The sequence below is a fragment of the Nonomuraea sp. CA-143628 genome (assembly GCF_050942315.1).
GTDB lineage: Bacteria > Actinomycetota > Actinomycetes > Streptosporangiales > Streptosporangiaceae > Nonomuraea.
In genome coordinates, this window is sequence record NZ_CP192072.1 from 2,376,547 (window position 1) to 2,391,176 (window position 14,630).

16 protein-coding genes are annotated in these 14,630 nt (G+C 68.6%); 8 read left to right on the top strand and 8 right to left on the bottom strand.

Annotated features, from left to right (window positions below; translation table 11 throughout):
* Positions 1 to 268: 268 nt before the first annotated feature.
* Genes ACQP2T_RS11095 through ACQP2T_RS11115 form a run of 5 tightly spaced genes read right to left on the bottom strand, consistent with a single transcriptional unit; the run spans position 269 to position 4,974 of the window.
* Positions 269 to 1,078, bottom strand: a complete 810-nt coding sequence (locus tag ACQP2T_RS11095) for a class I SAM-dependent methyltransferase (protein ID WP_433516065.1) — start codon at positions 1,076 to 1,078, stop codon at positions 269 to 271.
* A gap of 29 nt (positions 1,079 to 1,107) precedes the next feature.
* Complete coding sequence (locus ACQP2T_RS11100; RefSeq protein WP_433516066.1) at positions 1,108 to 1,983, bottom strand: ROK family protein; 876 nt, start codon at positions 1,981 to 1,983, stop codon at positions 1,108 to 1,110.
* Positions 1,980 to 3,164 carry a sugar ABC transporter permease gene (locus ACQP2T_RS11105; RefSeq protein WP_363995534.1) on the bottom strand — a complete coding sequence of 395 codons (1,185 nt, stop codon included), beginning with the start codon at positions 3,162 to 3,164 and terminating at the stop codon, positions 1,980 to 1,982. Before ACQP2T_RS11105 ends, ACQP2T_RS11100 begins: the two co-directional genes overlap by 4 nt.
* Positions 3,161 to 3,880, bottom strand: coding sequence for an ATP-binding cassette domain-containing protein (locus ACQP2T_RS11110; RefSeq protein ID WP_433516067.1), 720 nt, complete (start codon positions 3,878 to 3,880; stop codon positions 3,161 to 3,163). The genes ACQP2T_RS11105 and ACQP2T_RS11110 overlap by 4 nt, the downstream gene beginning before the upstream one ends.
* Positions 3,880 to 4,974, bottom strand: coding sequence for a sugar ABC transporter substrate-binding protein (locus ACQP2T_RS11115; protein ID WP_433516068.1), 1,095 nt, complete (start codon positions 4,972 to 4,974; stop codon positions 3,880 to 3,882). Before ACQP2T_RS11115 ends, ACQP2T_RS11110 begins: the two co-directional genes overlap by 1 nt.
* 107 nt (positions 4,975 to 5,081) lie before the next feature.
* Here ACQP2T_RS11115 and ACQP2T_RS11120 point away from each other — a divergent pair, with 107 nt between their 5' ends.
* The 4 genes from ACQP2T_RS11120 to ACQP2T_RS11135 all read left to right on the top strand — a co-directional run bounded on the left by ACQP2T_RS11120 (position 5,082) and on the right by ACQP2T_RS11135 (position 9,547).
* Positions 5,082 to 6,242 carry an ROK family transcriptional regulator gene (locus ACQP2T_RS11120; RefSeq protein ID WP_433516069.1) on the top strand — a complete coding sequence of 387 codons (1,161 nt, stop codon included), beginning with the start codon at positions 5,082 to 5,084 and terminating at the stop codon, positions 6,240 to 6,242.
* Between the two features lie 64 nt (positions 6,243 to 6,306).
* Entirely contained in the window at positions 6,307 to 7,353 is a 1,047-nt protein-coding gene (locus ACQP2T_RS11125; RefSeq protein ID WP_433516070.1) for a 3-isopropylmalate dehydrogenase, read from the top strand.
* 242 nt (positions 7,354 to 7,595) lie between these two features.
* A complete protein-coding gene (locus ACQP2T_RS11130; protein ID WP_433516071.1) occupies positions 7,596 to 8,693 on the top strand; it encodes a branched-chain amino acid aminotransferase in 1,098 nt (365 codons plus the stop codon).
* A gap of 521 nt (positions 8,694 to 9,214) precedes the next feature.
* Positions 9,215 to 9,547: a hypothetical protein gene (locus ACQP2T_RS11135; RefSeq protein WP_433516072.1), complete on the top strand. Its 333-nt coding sequence runs from the start codon at positions 9,215 to 9,217 to the stop codon at positions 9,545 to 9,547.
* 76 nt (positions 9,548 to 9,623) lie between these two features.
* Here ACQP2T_RS11135 and ACQP2T_RS11140 read toward each other — a convergent pair whose 3' ends face one another.
* Complete coding sequence (locus tag ACQP2T_RS11140; RefSeq protein WP_433516073.1) at positions 9,624 to 9,743, bottom strand: helix-turn-helix domain-containing protein; 120 nt, start codon at positions 9,741 to 9,743, stop codon at positions 9,624 to 9,626.
* 282 nt (positions 9,744 to 10,025) lie between these two features.
* Between ACQP2T_RS11140 and ACQP2T_RS11145 the strand changes: the two genes are divergently transcribed.
* Positions 10,026 to 10,928 (top strand): GNAT family N-acetyltransferase, encoded by a 903-nt coding sequence (locus tag ACQP2T_RS11145; protein ID WP_433516074.1) that lies wholly within the window; start codon positions 10,026 to 10,028, stop codon positions 10,926 to 10,928.
* A 61-nt stretch (positions 10,929 to 10,989) separates the two neighbouring features.
* Here the strand turns inward: ACQP2T_RS11145 and ACQP2T_RS11150 are convergent, their stop codons facing one another.
* Positions 10,990 to 11,400, bottom strand: a complete 411-nt coding sequence (locus ACQP2T_RS11150) for a hypothetical protein (RefSeq protein WP_433516075.1) — start codon at positions 11,398 to 11,400, stop codon at positions 10,990 to 10,992.
* 335 nt (positions 11,401 to 11,735) lie between these two features.
* Between ACQP2T_RS11150 and ACQP2T_RS11155 the strand changes: the two genes are divergently transcribed.
* Positions 11,736 to 12,371 carry a LysE family translocator gene (locus ACQP2T_RS11155; protein WP_433516076.1) on the top strand — a complete coding sequence of 212 codons (636 nt, stop codon included), beginning with the start codon at positions 11,736 to 11,738 and terminating at the stop codon, positions 12,369 to 12,371.
* A gap of 28 nt (positions 12,372 to 12,399) precedes the next feature.
* Here the strand turns inward: ACQP2T_RS11155 and ACQP2T_RS11160 are convergent, their stop codons facing one another.
* Positions 12,400 to 13,398 carry a hypothetical protein gene (locus ACQP2T_RS11160; protein WP_433516077.1) on the bottom strand — a complete coding sequence of 333 codons (999 nt, stop codon included), beginning with the start codon at positions 13,396 to 13,398 and terminating at the stop codon, positions 12,400 to 12,402.
* A gap of 54 nt (positions 13,399 to 13,452) precedes the next feature.
* Between ACQP2T_RS11160 and ACQP2T_RS11165 the strand changes: the two genes are divergently transcribed.
* Both ACQP2T_RS11165 and ACQP2T_RS11170 read left to right on the top strand, forming a co-directional pair.
* A complete protein-coding gene (locus tag ACQP2T_RS11165; RefSeq protein ID WP_433516078.1) occupies positions 13,453 to 14,100 on the top strand; it encodes a TetR/AcrR family transcriptional regulator in 648 nt (215 codons plus the stop codon).
* 52 nt (positions 14,101 to 14,152) lie between these two features.
* A complete protein-coding gene (locus ACQP2T_RS11170; protein ID WP_433516079.1) occupies positions 14,153 to 14,386 on the top strand; it encodes a nucleotidyl transferase AbiEii/AbiGii toxin family protein in 234 nt (77 codons plus the stop codon).
* Positions 14,387 to 14,630: the final 244 nt, after the last annotated feature.

Below are 14,630 nucleotides of genomic sequence, written 5' to 3' on the forward strand. Positions count from 1 at the left end.
TCCGGTCCGCGATCCGGACCCCACGAGCTCAGGCCCGGTCGGATTCGTGACCGGAGTCCGACTGCACAGCACACGACGCCCCGCGAAATGAGATGAGACACACATGTACGAGATGTATGCCTGGAACTCCATCGACGAGACCGCCGACGAGGCGGCCGAGGCCTTGCAGACCGCCCTGGACCGCAGGGACAACGGCGGCGCCCCGCAGAACCCCAGCCGGTAGCCTCCAACCCCGGCCGGAAGCCCTCAGCGCTCCGGCCGGTTGCTCTCAGAACTCCAGCCGGTAGAAGGCCGCCATCCTCCTGAATCCGGGCACGACCTTGGCGAGCCCGACCGAGATCCGGTGCGACGCTGACAGGCGGCCGTAGCCGGGCAGGTCGAAGGCGCTCATCGCGGTGACGAGGCGTAGCTTCGGACTGATCGACAGCAGGTCGGCCGGGCCGTCCATGCCCCAGTGCATCGTGGCCTCGGCCTTCCTGACCGGTTTGTTGAGCTTCTGCAGGCGCAGCCCGAAAGGGCTGAGCGCGTCGAAGACGAACTGGCCGCTGGGAAACCGGTCGACGATCGCCCTGACCAGCGCGCGGCCCTCCGATGGGTCGAGGTAGTAGAACAGGCCCTCGGCGATGACCAGCACCGGCCTGCCCGCGGGCACCTGGTCCAGCCAGCCGAGGTCGGTGACCGAGGTGCCGATCGTCCGGTGCTCGTCCGGATACAGCCGCCGCCGTAGGTCGATGACGTCTGGATAGTCCACGTCGTACCAGTCGACGCTCTGCGGCGGGTCCAGGCGGTGGGCCCGCGTGTCGAGACCGCAGCCCAGGTGCAGCACGGTCGCCTCGGCGTGCCGGGCAAGGAACTCCCTGACCCAGCCGTCCAGGAAGCGGGCCCGGATCGCGACCGAGCCGGCCATGCGCTGGTCCATGCCGGTGTCGCTGAAGTCGTGGTCGATGCGCTCGACGGTCGCGGCCGCCAGGCGGTCGTCGAGTATGGGGTGTGGTGAGCGGGCGTCCAGTGCCCTGCCGTACAGGGTGGCGAGGAGCGTGGCTTTCTCGGCGGCCAGCCGCACCTTTTCGGGAGCCATGCCGTCGAAGCTACACCCGTTTCACGAACTTATGAAGTCTGTGAAGCGGCATGGGCGAGAGCCAGCGCGCCGAGCAGCGGGGCGTCGTCGGCGAACCGCGCCGGGCGTACCTCGGGCGGGAAGGGTACGGCCCGGCGCAGCTCGGTTGTCAGGCGAGGCATGATCAGGTCGGCCGCGCCCATCATGCCGCCGCCGACCACCAGGCACTCGGGGTCGAAGGTCGCGCACAGGTTCGCCGCGTTCATGGACAGCAGCCCGAGCGCCTCGTCCACCAGCTCCGCGACCGCCGAGCCGGGGGCCGAGGCGGACAGGGCGAACAGGTCGGCCGCCGTGGTCTCGCGGCCCAGCAGGGCCGTGCCCCGGGCCGCGAGCGCGCCGCCCGAGACCCGCTCCTCCAGAGGAACGTGCCCGTCGGCGAAGGCGGGCTCTCCCGGAACGGCCTGCAGGTAGCCGATCTCACCGGCCGCGCCGTGCGCCCCGGACACCACCTGGCCGTTCACCACCAGCGCCGCGGCCAGCCCGGTGCCCAGGTTCAGGTAGACGCCCGCCGACACACCGCGCAGCGCTCCCCAGCGCAGCTCGGCCGCCGCGGCCGCCTTCACGTCGTTGTCGATCGCCACCGGGATCGCGCCGAACTCCTCCCGCAGCAGCCGGGGCAGCTCCAGCCCCTCCCAGCCGGGCACGTTGGGGGCCAGCCAGATCCGGCCGTCGCGGATGACGCCGCAGGTCGAGAAGCCCACGGCGGCCGGCGCGCCGTCCAGGTCCCGGGCCGCCGCCAGAGCCCGTTCCAGCGTGCCGGCGCCGGTGTCGAGCCGGATCCGCTCGACGATCTCCGGTCCGTCGGAGCTGGACACGCCGACGGCGACCTTCGTGCCGCCCACATCGATGCCCAGCACGCGGCTCACTGGGCGGCTCCCCGGCGGGCCAGCGAGTCGATCGCCACGGCCAGGGCCAGCACCGCGGCCGTCACCATGAAGCGTACGGAGGAGTCGACGCTGAGCAGGTACATGCCGCTGGTGATCGACTGGATCACCAGCACCCCGAGCAGCGCGTCATAGGCCCGCCCCCGGCCGCCGAACAGCGAGGTGCCCCCGATGACCGCCGCGGCGATGGCCATCAGCAGGATGTCGCTGCCGCCCGACTGCTGGTTGACCGCCGACAGCCGGCTGGCTGCCAGGATGCCCCCGGCCGCCGCCAGCGTGGAGGCCAGCATGAACGCCAGGATCCTGATGCGCGTCACGTTGATCCCGGCTCGCCTGGCCGCCTCCGCGTTGCCCCCGACGGCGTACACATGCCTGCCGAACGCGGTATGCCTGAGCACGAGATCGAACACCACCACCAGCGCGCCGAAGATGATCAGCAGCAGCGGCACGCCCCGGTCGGCCGACATGATGACCACGCCCGCCGCCAGCAGCACGGCCAGGCCGCCCGTTCTGACCAGCAACCACCACAGCGGAGTGACGGGCAGCCCGGCGGCCAGCCTGAGACGCCGGGTGAGCAGCGCGGCGCCGCCCGAGACGAGCACCAGGGCCGCCACCAGCAGCCACGACAGCCAGGATGGCAGCCAGGTGTCGCTCAGCTTCGAGATGAACCCGGTGAACGGCAGGTTGATCGTGCCGCCCTGCCGCAGCAGGAAGAGCAACAGCCCGAGCCAGCCCATCAGCCCGGCCAGCGTGACCACGAACGACGGCATCCGGAGCTTGGTGAACATCAGCCCGTGGATCAGCCCGATCCCCGCCCCCGCGGCGAGGGCGATCAAGATGGCCGCCAGCGGGTTCCAGCCCTGCTTGACGTGCATGATGGTCATGATCGTCGCGCATAGGCCGCTGACCGAGCCGGCCGACAGGTCGATCTCGCCGAGCAGCAGCACCATGATGATGCCCAGCGAGATCGTGCCGGTCGCGGCCATCTGGAGGGCCAGGTTCGTGAGGTTCTCCGGCGCGAGGAAGCGGTCGTTGAGCGCGCTGAAGACGATCGCGATCGCCACCAGCCCGCCGACGACCGGCCACGCGCCGACGTCGCCCTGTCTCAGCCGCTCGACGGCGACCTTCGGCGTGTAAGGCTTGCGGGCCAGCGTGTCGGTCATCGCCCTGCCCCCGTGATCGCGGCCACGATCTCCTCCTGCGTGGTGTCTGCCGTACCGAAGTCGCCGGCATTGCGTCCCAGACGCAGCACCACCACGCGGTCGCTCACCTCCCGGACGTCGGCCAGGTTGTGTGAGATGACCAGGACCGCGAGCCCGCGGTCGCGCAGCCGTCCGATCAGCGCGAGCACCTGGGCGGTCTGCTCCACGCCCAGCGCGGCGGTGGGCTCGTCCAGGATGACCAGGCGCGGCTCGCCGATCAGCGCCCTGGCGATCGCCACGGACTGGCGCTGGCCGCCCGACAGCATGGCGACGGGCACCCTGATGTCCCTGATGCGTACGTCGAGCTGCTGGAGCAGGTCGCGGGTGGCGCGTTCCATCGCGATGTGGCGCAGCAGCGACCAGCGGCGGCGTTCCGTACCGAGGAACAGGTTGGCCACCACGTCCAGGTTCTCGCAGAGCGCGAGGTCCTGGTAGACGGTCGAGACGCCGAGCGCCTGCGCGTCGTGCGGGTTGGCGATCTTGACGGGCGTGCCGTCGAGCGTGATCGTGCCCGCGTCGGGGACGACCACCCCCGAGATGGCCTTGACCAGCGTGGACTTGCCCGCGCCGTTGTCGCCCATGAGGGCGGTGACCTCGCCGGGGCGCAGGTTGAGGCTGGCGCGGTCGAGCGCCTGGACCGCGCCGTAGCGCTTGGAGATGCCTGTCGCGGAGAGCACTACTGGATGCCCGCCTTCGCGCAGGCCGCCTTGACCTCGGCGGTGCAGATCTGGTCGGCCGTGTAGAACTTGTCCTTCACGATCGTGTCCTTGACCTTGTCCGCGGTGACGGCGATGGGGTCGAGGAGGAAGGCGGGGATGTCCACGGTGCCGTTGTTGACCTTGCTGGTCGCGGTGGGCTGCTCGCCCTTGGCTACGGCCACGGCCAGCTCGGCGGACTTCTCCGCCTCAGCCCTGATGTCCAGATATATGGTCATGTACTGCTCGCCGGTGAGGATGCGCTGCACGGCGGCCAGCTCGGCGTCCTGCCCGGTGATCGGCGGCAGTTGCTTGTAGCCCGCGCGCTTCATGGCCGCGATGGCGCCGCCCGCCATGCCGTCGTTGGCCGACAGCACGCCCACGATGTTGTCCCGGCCGATGGCGGTGATCGCCTGCTCCATCTGCTGCTGGGCCTTGTCGGGACTCCAGTCGGGCGTGTCGAACTCCCTGCCGACCTTGACCTTGCCGTCCAGGACGCTCTTGGCGCCCTTCTTGTAGTCGGCCGAGCTGGGGTCGGTCGGGGCGCCGTGGATCTCCACGATCTGGCCCTTGGCCGTCGTGCCCTTGGCGTTCATCGCGTCGAGCAGGGCCTGACCCTGCATCTCGCCGACCCGGACGTTGTTGAACGAGACGTAGTAGGCGTAGTCGATGCCGGAGATCAGCCGGTCGTAGGCGATCACCGGGATCTTCTTCTGCTTGGCCTGGTTGACCAGCGGCGCCACCGCGTTGGCGTCGACGGCGTCCAGCACCAGGACGTTCGCGCCCTGGGTGAGGGCCGCCTCGACCTGTTGCTGCTGCTTGGCCGCGTCCTGCTCGGCGTTGCTGTAGAGGATCTTGCAGTCGGCGCAGAGCGACTTCACCTTCGCCTCGAACAGCGGGCGGTCGAACGCCTCATAACGCGTGGTCTTGGACTCGGGCAGGAAGAGAGCGATCGTCTTGGATGCCGCCCCGGCGCTCGCGCTCGCCGTGCTGCCGCCGGTGCCGGTGGAGTTTCCGCAGGCGGCGGCGGTCAGCAAGAGCGCCGCGGCCGGAATCAGTCGCCATGCTCGGTCCATCGCACATCGTCCTCTCGAGTGGGCCCGCCCGGCTGTTCGTTGTTTGGTAAGAAAGCTAGTTTACTACCAGGGTCGTTGGCTAGAGTTTGGCGCGAGGAGGGCTGAAGATGCGAGGTGGGCTGGGAAATCCGCGGCTGCTGCGGGTGCTGAACGAGCGTCGGCTGCTCGACCAGCTCCACGCGAACGGCCCGGCGTCACGGGCCGATCTGGCCAAGATCACCGGGCTGTCGAAGCCGACGGTCTCGGCGGCGCTCGCCGGGCTGGAGGAAGACGGGCTGGTGCACCTGGTCGGCGAGGTGTCGGGCCGGCCGGGCCCGGTGACCTCGCTCTACGACATGAACGCGGCCTCCACCCACGTGGCGGGCATCGACATCGGCCGCGACTGGATCCGCGTCGCCGTGGCCGACCTGCGCGGCACGTTCGCGGGCCGGACCGACGGGCGCAACACCGCCCGCGACTCGGCCGAGCTCGCGGACCTCGTGGGCGACCTCTGCCGGGCCGCGGCCAGGGAGGCCGAGCTCGACTGGTCGGTGATCGCCTGCGCGGTGGTCGGCTCGCCCGGCGTCTACGACCCGGCCCAGGGCCGCCTGGACTTCGCGCCCAACCTGCCGGGCCCGCCCGACCTGGCGGGCCGCCTCCGGGCCGCGCTCGACGTGGAGCTGACCATCGAGAACGACATCAACCTGGCGGCGGTCGGCGAGCACACGTATGGGGAGGGGCGCGGCAAGGCCAACTTCGCCCTGGTCTCCATCGGTACGGGCGTCGGGATGGGCATCGTCATCAACGGCGAGCTGTATGTCGGAGCCAGGGGAGCGGCGGGAGAGGTCTCCTACGTCCCCACGGACTCACCCCCTACCGACGACGCCTTGGCCCACGGTGCCACGGAGACGGTGACCTCGGCCCCCGGTGTGGTCCGCGCGGCCAGGGCCGCCGGGCTGGACCTCGAGACGGCCAAGGAGGTCTTCGCGGTGGCGGCGGCCGGTGACCCGGCGGCCCGCTCGGTGGTGGAGGCAGAAGGGCGCCGCATCGGCGGTCTCCTGGTGGCGGTGGCGGCGGTCCTGGATCCGGAGGTCATCGTCCTGAGCGGTGGGGTGGGCCGCAACCTGGACCTGCTGGGCGCGGCGATAGAGGATCGGATAGCGGAGCTGGGCCCCCTGCGGCCGACGGTGGTCGCCAGCGCTTTGGGGGACAGCGGAGTATTGCTGGGCGCGGTCGCCCATGCCCGAGCCAGGGCGTGGGACCTGATCTTCGACGCCAGACAGGGCTGAAAGGTCTTGTCCAAGACGTGAGATGTCGTGCTCGTCAGTCGAGACAAGCGGGTAAGGTACGCACATGGAGTCGCGGAATATTCGCCTGGCCGTCATCCCCGGAGACGGCATCGGCGCCGAGGTCGTCGCCGAGGGGCTGAAGGTCCTGGAGGCCGTCGGGACCAAGATCGAGGCCACCCACTACGACCTGGGTGCCGCCCGCTATCACCGTACCGGTGAGACGCTGCCCGACGCCGTGCTCGAAGAGCTGCGCGGCTATGACGCGATCCTGCTCGGCGCCGTGGGCGATCCCAGCGTGCCGCCCGGCATCCTGGAGCGCGACCTGCTGCTCCGCATTCGCTTCGTCTTCGACCACTACGTCAACCTGCGCCCGGTCAAGCTGTTCCCCGGCGTCGAGACCCGGCTGGCCGACACCCCCACCGAGAACATCGACATGGTCGTCGTCCGCGAGGGCACCGAGGGCCTCTACGCGGGCACCGGTGGCGTGATGCGCCGTGGCACGCCGTACGAGATCGCCACCCAGGAGTCGCTCAACACCGCCTTCGGCGTGGAGCGGGTCGTCCGCTACGCGTTCGAGAAGGCCAAGTCCCGCCCGCGCAAGAAGCTGACGCTCGTCCACAAGACCAACGTCCTGACCTACGCCGGCGACCTCTGGCAGCGCACGGTCAACCGCGTGGGGGAGGAATACCCCGAGGTCACCACCGACTACTGCCACATCGACGCGGCCTCGATGTTCTTCGTGAGCCAGCCCGAGCGCTTCGACGTGATCGTCACCGACAACCTCTTCGGCGACATCATCACCGACCTCGGCGCGGCGATCGCGGGCGGCATCGGCCTGGCGGCCAGCGGCAACATCAACCCGGAGCGCACCGCGCCGAGCATGTTCGAGCCGGTGCACGGCAGCGCCCCCGACATCGCCGGGCAGGGCAAGGCCGACCCGACCGCCACGATCCTGTCGGTCGCCATGCTCCTGGAGCACCTCGGACTGACCGCCGAGGCGGCCAGAGTTGAGCAGGCCGTCGCCGACGACATCGTCGAGCGCCTGGCCGGCTGGGCCGGCCGCACCACGAACGAGATCGGTGACGACATCACCGCGCGAGTATCGAGCTAGGGCCGCCCAGCTCCCGAAGCGCCTGGCGGTCCACACAAGGACCGCCAGGCGCTTTTTCACGTCTAAACGGGCAAAGCACCCCATTGGCCACCGGAAATCCCAAATAGCGAGACACTAGGAAGTACAGACTGCTCATAGCAGTGACTGCCCAGAACCGTAGAGTTTGTCCAGAACCGCAGAGATCGTTCGTCCGGGACCGTAGAGATCGTTCGCCCAGGACCGTAGAGAGAAGGACCTCCGTCATGACCATCGCTCAGAAGCTCAGCTTCGACGTGCAGCTATCCGACCACGCTCGCACTGCGGCCGAGCGGGAGCAGGTACTGGCGAACCCCGGGTTCGGGCAGACCTTCACCGACCACATGGTCTCGATCGACTACACCGAGGGCGAGGGCTGGCACGACGCCCGGCTTGAGCCGTACGGGCCGCTGTCGCTCGACCCGGCCACCTCGGTGTTCCACTACGCGCAGGAGCTGTTCGAGGGGCTCAAGGCGTACCGCCAGGCCAACGGCTCGATCGCGACCTTCCGCCCGTACGCCAACGCGGCCCGCTTCAACACCTCGGCCGAGCGCATGGCGATGCCGACCCTTCCGGAAGAGGTGTTCGTCGAGTCGCTCGAACTCCTCGTCCAGACCGACAAGGACTGGGTCCCCACGACCGAGGGCCACAGCCTCTACCTGCGCCCGTTCATCATCGCGACCCAGGTCGGCCTCGGCGTCAACTACCCGTCCCGCACCTACCGGTACATGGTCATCGCCTCCCCGGCGGCCTCCTACTTCACCGGCGGCATCAAGCCCGTCTCCGTCTGGCTCTCCACCGAGTACACCCGCGCCGCCCCCGGCGGCACCGGCTTCGCCAAGTGCGGCGGCAACTACGCGGCCGCCTTCGTCGCCCAGCGGCAGGCCGTCGAGCAGGGCTGCGACCAGGTGGTGTGGCTGGACGCGCACGAGCACCGGTACGTGGAGGAGATGGGCGGGATGAACCTGTTCTTCGTCTTCGGTGACAAACTGGTCACCCCCGCGCTGACCGGCACCCTGCTGCCCGGCATCACCCGCGACTCCATCCTGTCCCTGGCCGCCGACCTGGGCCTGGAGGCGTCGGAGCGCCTCATCTCGACGGAGGAGTGGCAGGCAGGCTGCGAGTCGGGCGAGCTCACAGAGGTGTTCGCCTGCGGGACGGCGGCGGTGGTGACGCCGGTGGGCTCGGTCAAGGGTACGGACCGCGCGTGGACCGTGGGCGACGGCACCCCTGGGGAAGTGACGATGCGCATCCGGGAGGAACTGGTGGGCATCCAGTACGGTTCCCGCCCCGACACCCACAGCTGGGTCCACAAGATCAGCTAACGCGCCTTCACCGGGCGTCTTCCGCCATCCCACCCGTTACCCGTTTGGGTGGTTGGCCGTTTGACGCCCACCCCTCCACAAAGGGCGCACAATCGGCGCTTCGCGCCCTGGAAGTTCGGCGTTCTTCTTTGGCGCTTACGCGCACTGCAAGGGCCTCCGCTTCGCTCCGGACGTTCTCCCAGGCGGGCTACCGCCCGCCCCCTGGAGGACCTCGCTCCGCTCGGACTGCCTTCCCGGCGCTTCGCCGGGTTGGCCGGTTGGAACGCGCGAGATGCGTGGCCGGAGGCCCATGGCGCGGTGTCCAGCACCAACCACTGTGTCGGCTGGCGCGGGGCGCAGCATCACTGTGTCAGCACGATCGTTGGCGGCAATGAGGTTGCGCGAGAGAAATCGCCGTGCGCAAGCACTCGTGGCGATCAAGCAGGCGTGTCGTCGCGGGCCACTTTCGCGACGCACGCAGCCAGATCCCTCCCTGGCGGAGAGCCGATGGAGGTGTGGTCGCGTGGGGCACGCTAGTGAGTATGAATGCTCAGCGTGGTGCTCCCTTCAGCTATGCGGATATCTGGCCGTATGTGGTTGCCGAATCGCTAGATGAGCTGCGTGGCCCGGTGCACGGGGTGGTGACTCTCCCACACGAACTGGCGTGGAGCGGTCGTCGCAGATTCGACCTGGATGATCCCTATGACCTCGGTGCCTTCTACAAGATTGTGCTGGAGGAAGGGCGTCAGGAGCATTTGCGCACGCTACTCAATGGTGAGGTGCTACGGCGTCACTGGAGCGAGTTCGTCCCCGCTCGGCGGGTCCGGGCGCTGTGGGAGAAGGCGTATCCCGAGCTGCGTCGGGCCGCCGCCTGATGGATCAGTTGCAGGAGCGGCCCGCGCGTATCGGGCTGGAGGTGGCCGCCCCACAGGGATTCGTCCTCGGCGGCGGTCACGCGGGTTCCAGCTTGCGGATGAGGGAGGTGGAAACGCCGGCGAGGTTGGCCAGGCCGTGCTGAGTGAAGCCCCGGCGCTTACGGACGCTGCGAATGCGTTCGCCTATCGTGGCCATGAATCCATGCTAGAGACGGCCCGCCGAGTGGTGGCGTGATCGCGAGACCCACGGAAGCCGTCCCTGGCGATGGCGTTGGCGACGGGTTCGGGGCGGCGGCAGGCGGCTGACCCGAGTGCGGCTACGTTCGGCCGCATGACCGAAGTGGAGTTCATCGTCGGCACGACGAAGGCATGCAGCCGTGGCAGGGGAAGTTCGAGACGGTCCATACGTCTACAGATATCAACTCATTGACCGGCGCGTATTGGACGTATCACCCCTGGTCCTCCTAGCGTTCGTCGAGTGACGGAGCGACGCGCGATCCTCAGCGGATCGACCTTCGGGGAACAGATCGGGTACGCCGGGGCCGGGGGCGACGGCGGTCGCGTACACGTGTCGGGGATCACCGGGTTCGACTACTCGACAAGGACGACCTCGGCCGTGATCAGGGAACTCCATGCGAACGAGGAGTTCGAGCAGGTCGAGGAGTTGTTCGAGCGGATCTGGAGGTTCGAGCCGGACAGTCGGCCACCGCTCACCGCCGGGCTGATGCGGGCGCTGACCCACGCGGGCAACTACGTCTCCGGCGCCTTCGACGGCGACCGGATGGTCGGGGCGGCGGTGGGCTTCTTCGGGCAGGACTCGACCCTGCACTCGAATACCACGGGCGTGGCAGCGGGACAGGGCATCGGCTTCGAGCTGAAGCTGCACCAGCGGCTGTGGGCGCTGGACCGCGGGATCTCCCGGATCACCTGGACCTACGACCCGCTGGTCCGCCGCAACGCGCACTTCAACCTGGCCAAGCTGGGCGCGCGGCCGGCGGAGTACCTGCCGAACTTCTACGGCGTGATGGCCGACGCCATCAACCAGGACGACGAGTCCGACCGGATCCTGGCCGTGTGGCCGCTGACCGATCCGCTGGTCGAGGCAGCGGTCCGGCGGGTGCCGTACCTGCCGGCGGTGCCGGAGGACGCCGTGGTCGGGCTGGACGACGACGGCGACCGCCCGGTCGAGGGCCGTGCCGACGGGCGCGTGGTGCTCGTCGCCGTCCCCGAAGACATCGAGCGGCTGCGCGCGGTGGACGCCGGCGCCGCCAAGGCGTGGCGGCACGCCGTGCGCGACGTGCTGGGCGGTCTTATGGAGGAGGGCGCCACGGTGACCGGCTTCCATCGCAAGACCTACTACGTGGTAGAGAGGAACATCTGAAGATCACTGGGGCGGAGCCGCGGCGGATCGCGTAGTGCTGAGAGGCCCACCTGGGATCAGCTCACAACATCACCCAGCAATACAGATGATGCCCACGCCCAACCGCGTCCCGCGCAAGGGTGCACAAGCTTTCCAAGACGGCTGACACCTCGTCGGCCGGCCAAGCAGCCAACTCCTCGATGGTGCTCCATCTCTCGGCGGTGGGGCGGTAATCATCGGGCTGCACGGTCGCCAGTGCATCGCGCATCCGGTCATCTAACTCCTCGATGTACACCGACCAGCCGTGCCGACCCCGCCACGTCTTGACCGCCTCACCAATCTCCAAGAAGGAGACGCCTGTGAGTTGCTCCCCCAACTGGCCGAGTATTACGGATGGTTCGGGACCACCAATGGCATGTGGGGAGCTTCGCTCGACGAGCTCGGGGGTTATCTGTTCCCTGACGCCGGAGAAGTACGCGAATCTGATGCCCATGATCAAGAGGGAATCACACAGCACTTCGTTGGATGGCTACTACGGCCGAACTCGGCCGTATCCCAGGCATGCGGCTGGCGGTTGGTTGGATCGTGCGAGTCGTTGTTCCATAAGGATGATCACCGCCCACGCGTGATCTCAGAGCCTGGGCCTACGGTGGGCGGCATCGGCGCGAACCGGCCGCTCATGACCCTCCCCGATCCTCGTGAGGTGCCTGTCCTTTAGAGACCAGCTGGCGGTTCTCTGGCCCCCTTGTACCGCTGTTACGGGTGAACTGCGTTACTGAGCCGATCCAGCTCGTGGGGTGCGGCGTGGACATTTGGGATAATTCACTCATGCCGATCGACTCGCACCTCCTGGTCCTCTTCACCCTGACCACGATCGTCGCCATGATCACTCCTGGGCCCGACATGCTGTTCATCCTCGGCTGCGGAATGCGAGGCGGTCCGCGTGCCGGTCTGCTGGCCACGGCGGGGGTGGCCACGAGCGAGGCCGTCCACGTCGCCGTGGCGGCCGCGGGGCTGGCGGCGCTCTTCGAGGCGGTGCCGGTGGCCTTCACCGTGGTACGGATAGTCGGAGCCGCGTACTTGATCTACCTCGGGGTGCAGATGCTCCGAAACCGCAAGGGACTCGACAGCGAGATGCCCGTGGCGGCCGGGGGAGGGATGTCAGGCCGCCGCGCGTTCGCCAGCGGCCTGCTGACCAATCTGCTGAACCCGAAGATGGTCACCTTCACCATCGCCTTCCTCCCCCAGTTCATCAACCCGCAGCTGGGCCAGGTGTGGCTGCAGTTCGCCATCCTCGGGGCCATCCTTATCGCGCTGGAGTTCGTGGTGGACGGCGCGGTCGGAGTGCTCGCCGGGCGGATCGGCGGCTGGCTGCGCCGCAGGGCCGCCGCCCGCCGCCGCGTGGACATCGCCACGGGAGGCATCTTCATCGGTCTGGGAGTGCGGCTGGCCGTCGAGCGGTGAGACCACGCCCGCGGAGCGGCCCCGTTGCTCAGCCCTCATAGCGGCGGGCGAGGGCGTAGAAGGCTTCCTTCGGCTCCCATGGCATGCCGGGGTAGGTGGTGCCTTGGGTGCCGTTGAGCATTTTGACGATGCCGTAGGAGCCGACGTCGAGGTCGTCCCTGGGGTTGGCGCGGTGCGGCAGTTCGAACCCGGCGAAGCTGAACCAGAAGACCGTATCCATGCCCACCTCGTCGAAGATGGCCATCAACTCGTCCATGTAGCGGACCTGCTCGCCCTCGTCGCGTACCGTGCCGGGCTTGACGCGGTCGTTCTCGACCACGGTCCAGCCGCCTGCGCCCCAGTCGCTCGCGCCACGGAAGGTGCAGCAACCGGCCTCGGTGACAGCGACGGGCTTGCCGTGGGTGAAGTGCTCCCGCAGGTCCTGGCGGAAGGTGGCGGCGTTGTGCCGGTTGCGGTAGGCGTCCACGCCGATGATGTCGAAGGGCGTCCAGTCGATGTGCTCGATGGGGATGGAGGCGTAGCTGATCGGCCCGCCGAAGCGGGGGCGTACGGAGGCGGCGACACGGGAGAGGAAGGCGTTGACGGGGCCGGGAAGCGAGGCCAGCGCCGCGGCGCGCTCCTCGGGTGTGGCGCGCAGGACCTGCATGCGTTCGGTGAAGGTGTCGCCGGGCAGGTAGCCGCGGGCGAACAGGCTCAGCTCGCACCCGGTGACGAGCACGACGTCGGCGCCCTGACGGCGGAGCGCTTCGGCGCGGTCGGCGCAGTCGTCGAAATAGGGCAACATCTGCCCTTCGATCAGTTCACATGGGAACGGTGAGAACCAGACCCGCAGTCCGGCCTCAGCCGCATGCTCGGCGGCGATGGTGAGCCGTTCGGGATCGCCGCCGGTGATCCGGACGGTGTCGCAGTGCAGGTCATCGGCGATGATGCGCATCTCGCGCGCCACCGTCGCGGGGTCGAAGAGGCTGCGGCTGCTGTCTCCGTTGGGGAAGGTGCCGGTGTCGTACTGCACGCCTTTGCCACGCATGAACGCTCCGTAAGGGTCAGTGTGTACCTTAAATCAGAGGATAAGATACATGACGTGCCTAACACCGAGGCGGACAGCACCCCGGGCAGACGCCGGCGGGGCGCGGAACTCCAGGCGGTTCTCCTGGAGGCGGCCTGGCAGGAATTGCGCGCTGTCGGCTACCACGAACTCACCTACGATGCCGTGGCCGAGCGCGCCCGGACGAGCAGAACGGTGCTCTACCGCCGCTGGCCGCACCGACGTGACCTGGTGCTGGCCGCCATGCGTCACCAGGCGCCGCCTATGCCTGCGCCCACTCCCGACACCGGCTCTTTGCGCACCGACCTGCTGACCCTGCTCCGTACGGTCACCTCACGCATGATCGAGCTCGTTCCCGTTCTTCAGGCGATCGGCGACGGCCGGGCGGACGACAGTGATCTCACCGACTATCTGCGCGAGCGTGTCAGCCAGGGCGGCACGCGTGAGATGGACGTGCTGCTCGAGCGAGCCGTGCTACGCGGCGAGGTCGACCACGTCCGCATTCCGCCCCGGGTCGCCGCCGCGCCCTTCACGCTCGTCGCCGCGGAGACACTTCTCAACCACCGCCCGCTGTCTGAGGCCGCACTCGCCGAGATCGTCGACCAGATCGTCCTGCCCTTGATCTGGAGCCACGATAGAGAGATCCACGATAGAGAGATCCACGATAGAGAGATCAAGGCGTAACGAGCATGCTGTGGGAGAAGGCGCTTCCCGAGCTGCGTCGGGCCGCCGCCTGATGGATCAGTTGCAGGAGCGGCTCGCGCGTATCGGGCTGGAGGTGGCCGCCCAACAAGGATTCGTCCTCGGCGGCGGTCACGCGGTACAACTGCACGGCATGGGTGCGCGCCCCTCCGAGGACATCGACCTGTTCGCGCCGCAGCGCGGAACACCGGAACAGATCGAACAAGTGGTCGTGGACGCCTACCGCAGAGAGGGCTTCCAGGTCGAGGTATGGCTGCGTACGGCGTGACATCAGAACGCGTCGAGGCGATGCGCAAGCACCTGCACGAGTGGCGACGCTAACTCTCCGCAGCGTCGGAATGATCGCCTGCGACCTCAGCGCTGTCCACTTGTAACAAGAACTCCGCAGTTGGCTGCGGGTGATCCACGAAACAAGTGGCCTTCGCCGTCGATCACGTACGCTCAGCCGTTCGCACCTCGACCAGGCCCTCAGGCGCTCTGCCGGGCGTCGGATCCGTCGCCTCAAACGTCGG

Coding starts and splice junctions, on each gene's coding strand:
- ACQP2T_RS11095 (WP_433516065.1), bottom strand. CDS start 1,078: ATGGCTCCCGAAAAGGTGCGGCTGGCCGCCGAGAAAGCCACGCTCCTC.
- ACQP2T_RS11105 (WP_363995534.1), bottom strand. CDS start 3,164: ATGACCGACACGCTGGCCCGCAAGCCTTACACGCCGAAGGTCGCCGTC.
- ACQP2T_RS11115 (WP_433516068.1), bottom strand. CDS start 4,974: ATGGACCGAGCATGGCGACTGATTCCGGCCGCGGCGCTCTTGCTGACC.
- ACQP2T_RS11120 (WP_433516069.1), top strand. CDS start 5,082: ATGCGAGGTGGGCTGGGAAATCCGCGGCTGCTGCGGGTGCTGAACGAG.
- ACQP2T_RS11125 (WP_433516070.1), top strand. CDS start 6,307: ATGGAGTCGCGGAATATTCGCCTGGCCGTCATCCCCGGAGACGGCATC.
- ACQP2T_RS11130 (WP_433516071.1), top strand. CDS start 7,596: ATGACCATCGCTCAGAAGCTCAGCTTCGACGTGCAGCTATCCGACCAC.
- ACQP2T_RS11135 (WP_433516072.1), top strand. CDS start 9,215: ATGAATGCTCAGCGTGGTGCTCCCTTCAGCTATGCGGATATCTGGCCG.
- ACQP2T_RS11140 (WP_433516073.1), bottom strand. CDS start 9,743: ATGGCCACGATAGGCGAACGCATTCGCAGCGTCCGTAAGCGCCGGGGC.
- ACQP2T_RS11150 (WP_433516075.1), bottom strand. CDS start 11,400: ATGGGCATCAGATTCGCGTACTTCTCCGGCGTCAGGGAACAGATAACC.
- ACQP2T_RS11155 (WP_433516076.1), top strand. CDS start 11,736: ATGCCGATCGACTCGCACCTCCTGGTCCTCTTCACCCTGACCACGATC.
- ACQP2T_RS11160 (WP_433516077.1), bottom strand. CDS start 13,398: ATGCGTGGCAAAGGCGTGCAGTACGACACCGGCACCTTCCCCAACGGA.
- ACQP2T_RS11170 (WP_433516079.1), top strand. CDS start 14,153: ATGGATCAGTTGCAGGAGCGGCTCGCGCGTATCGGGCTGGAGGTGGCC.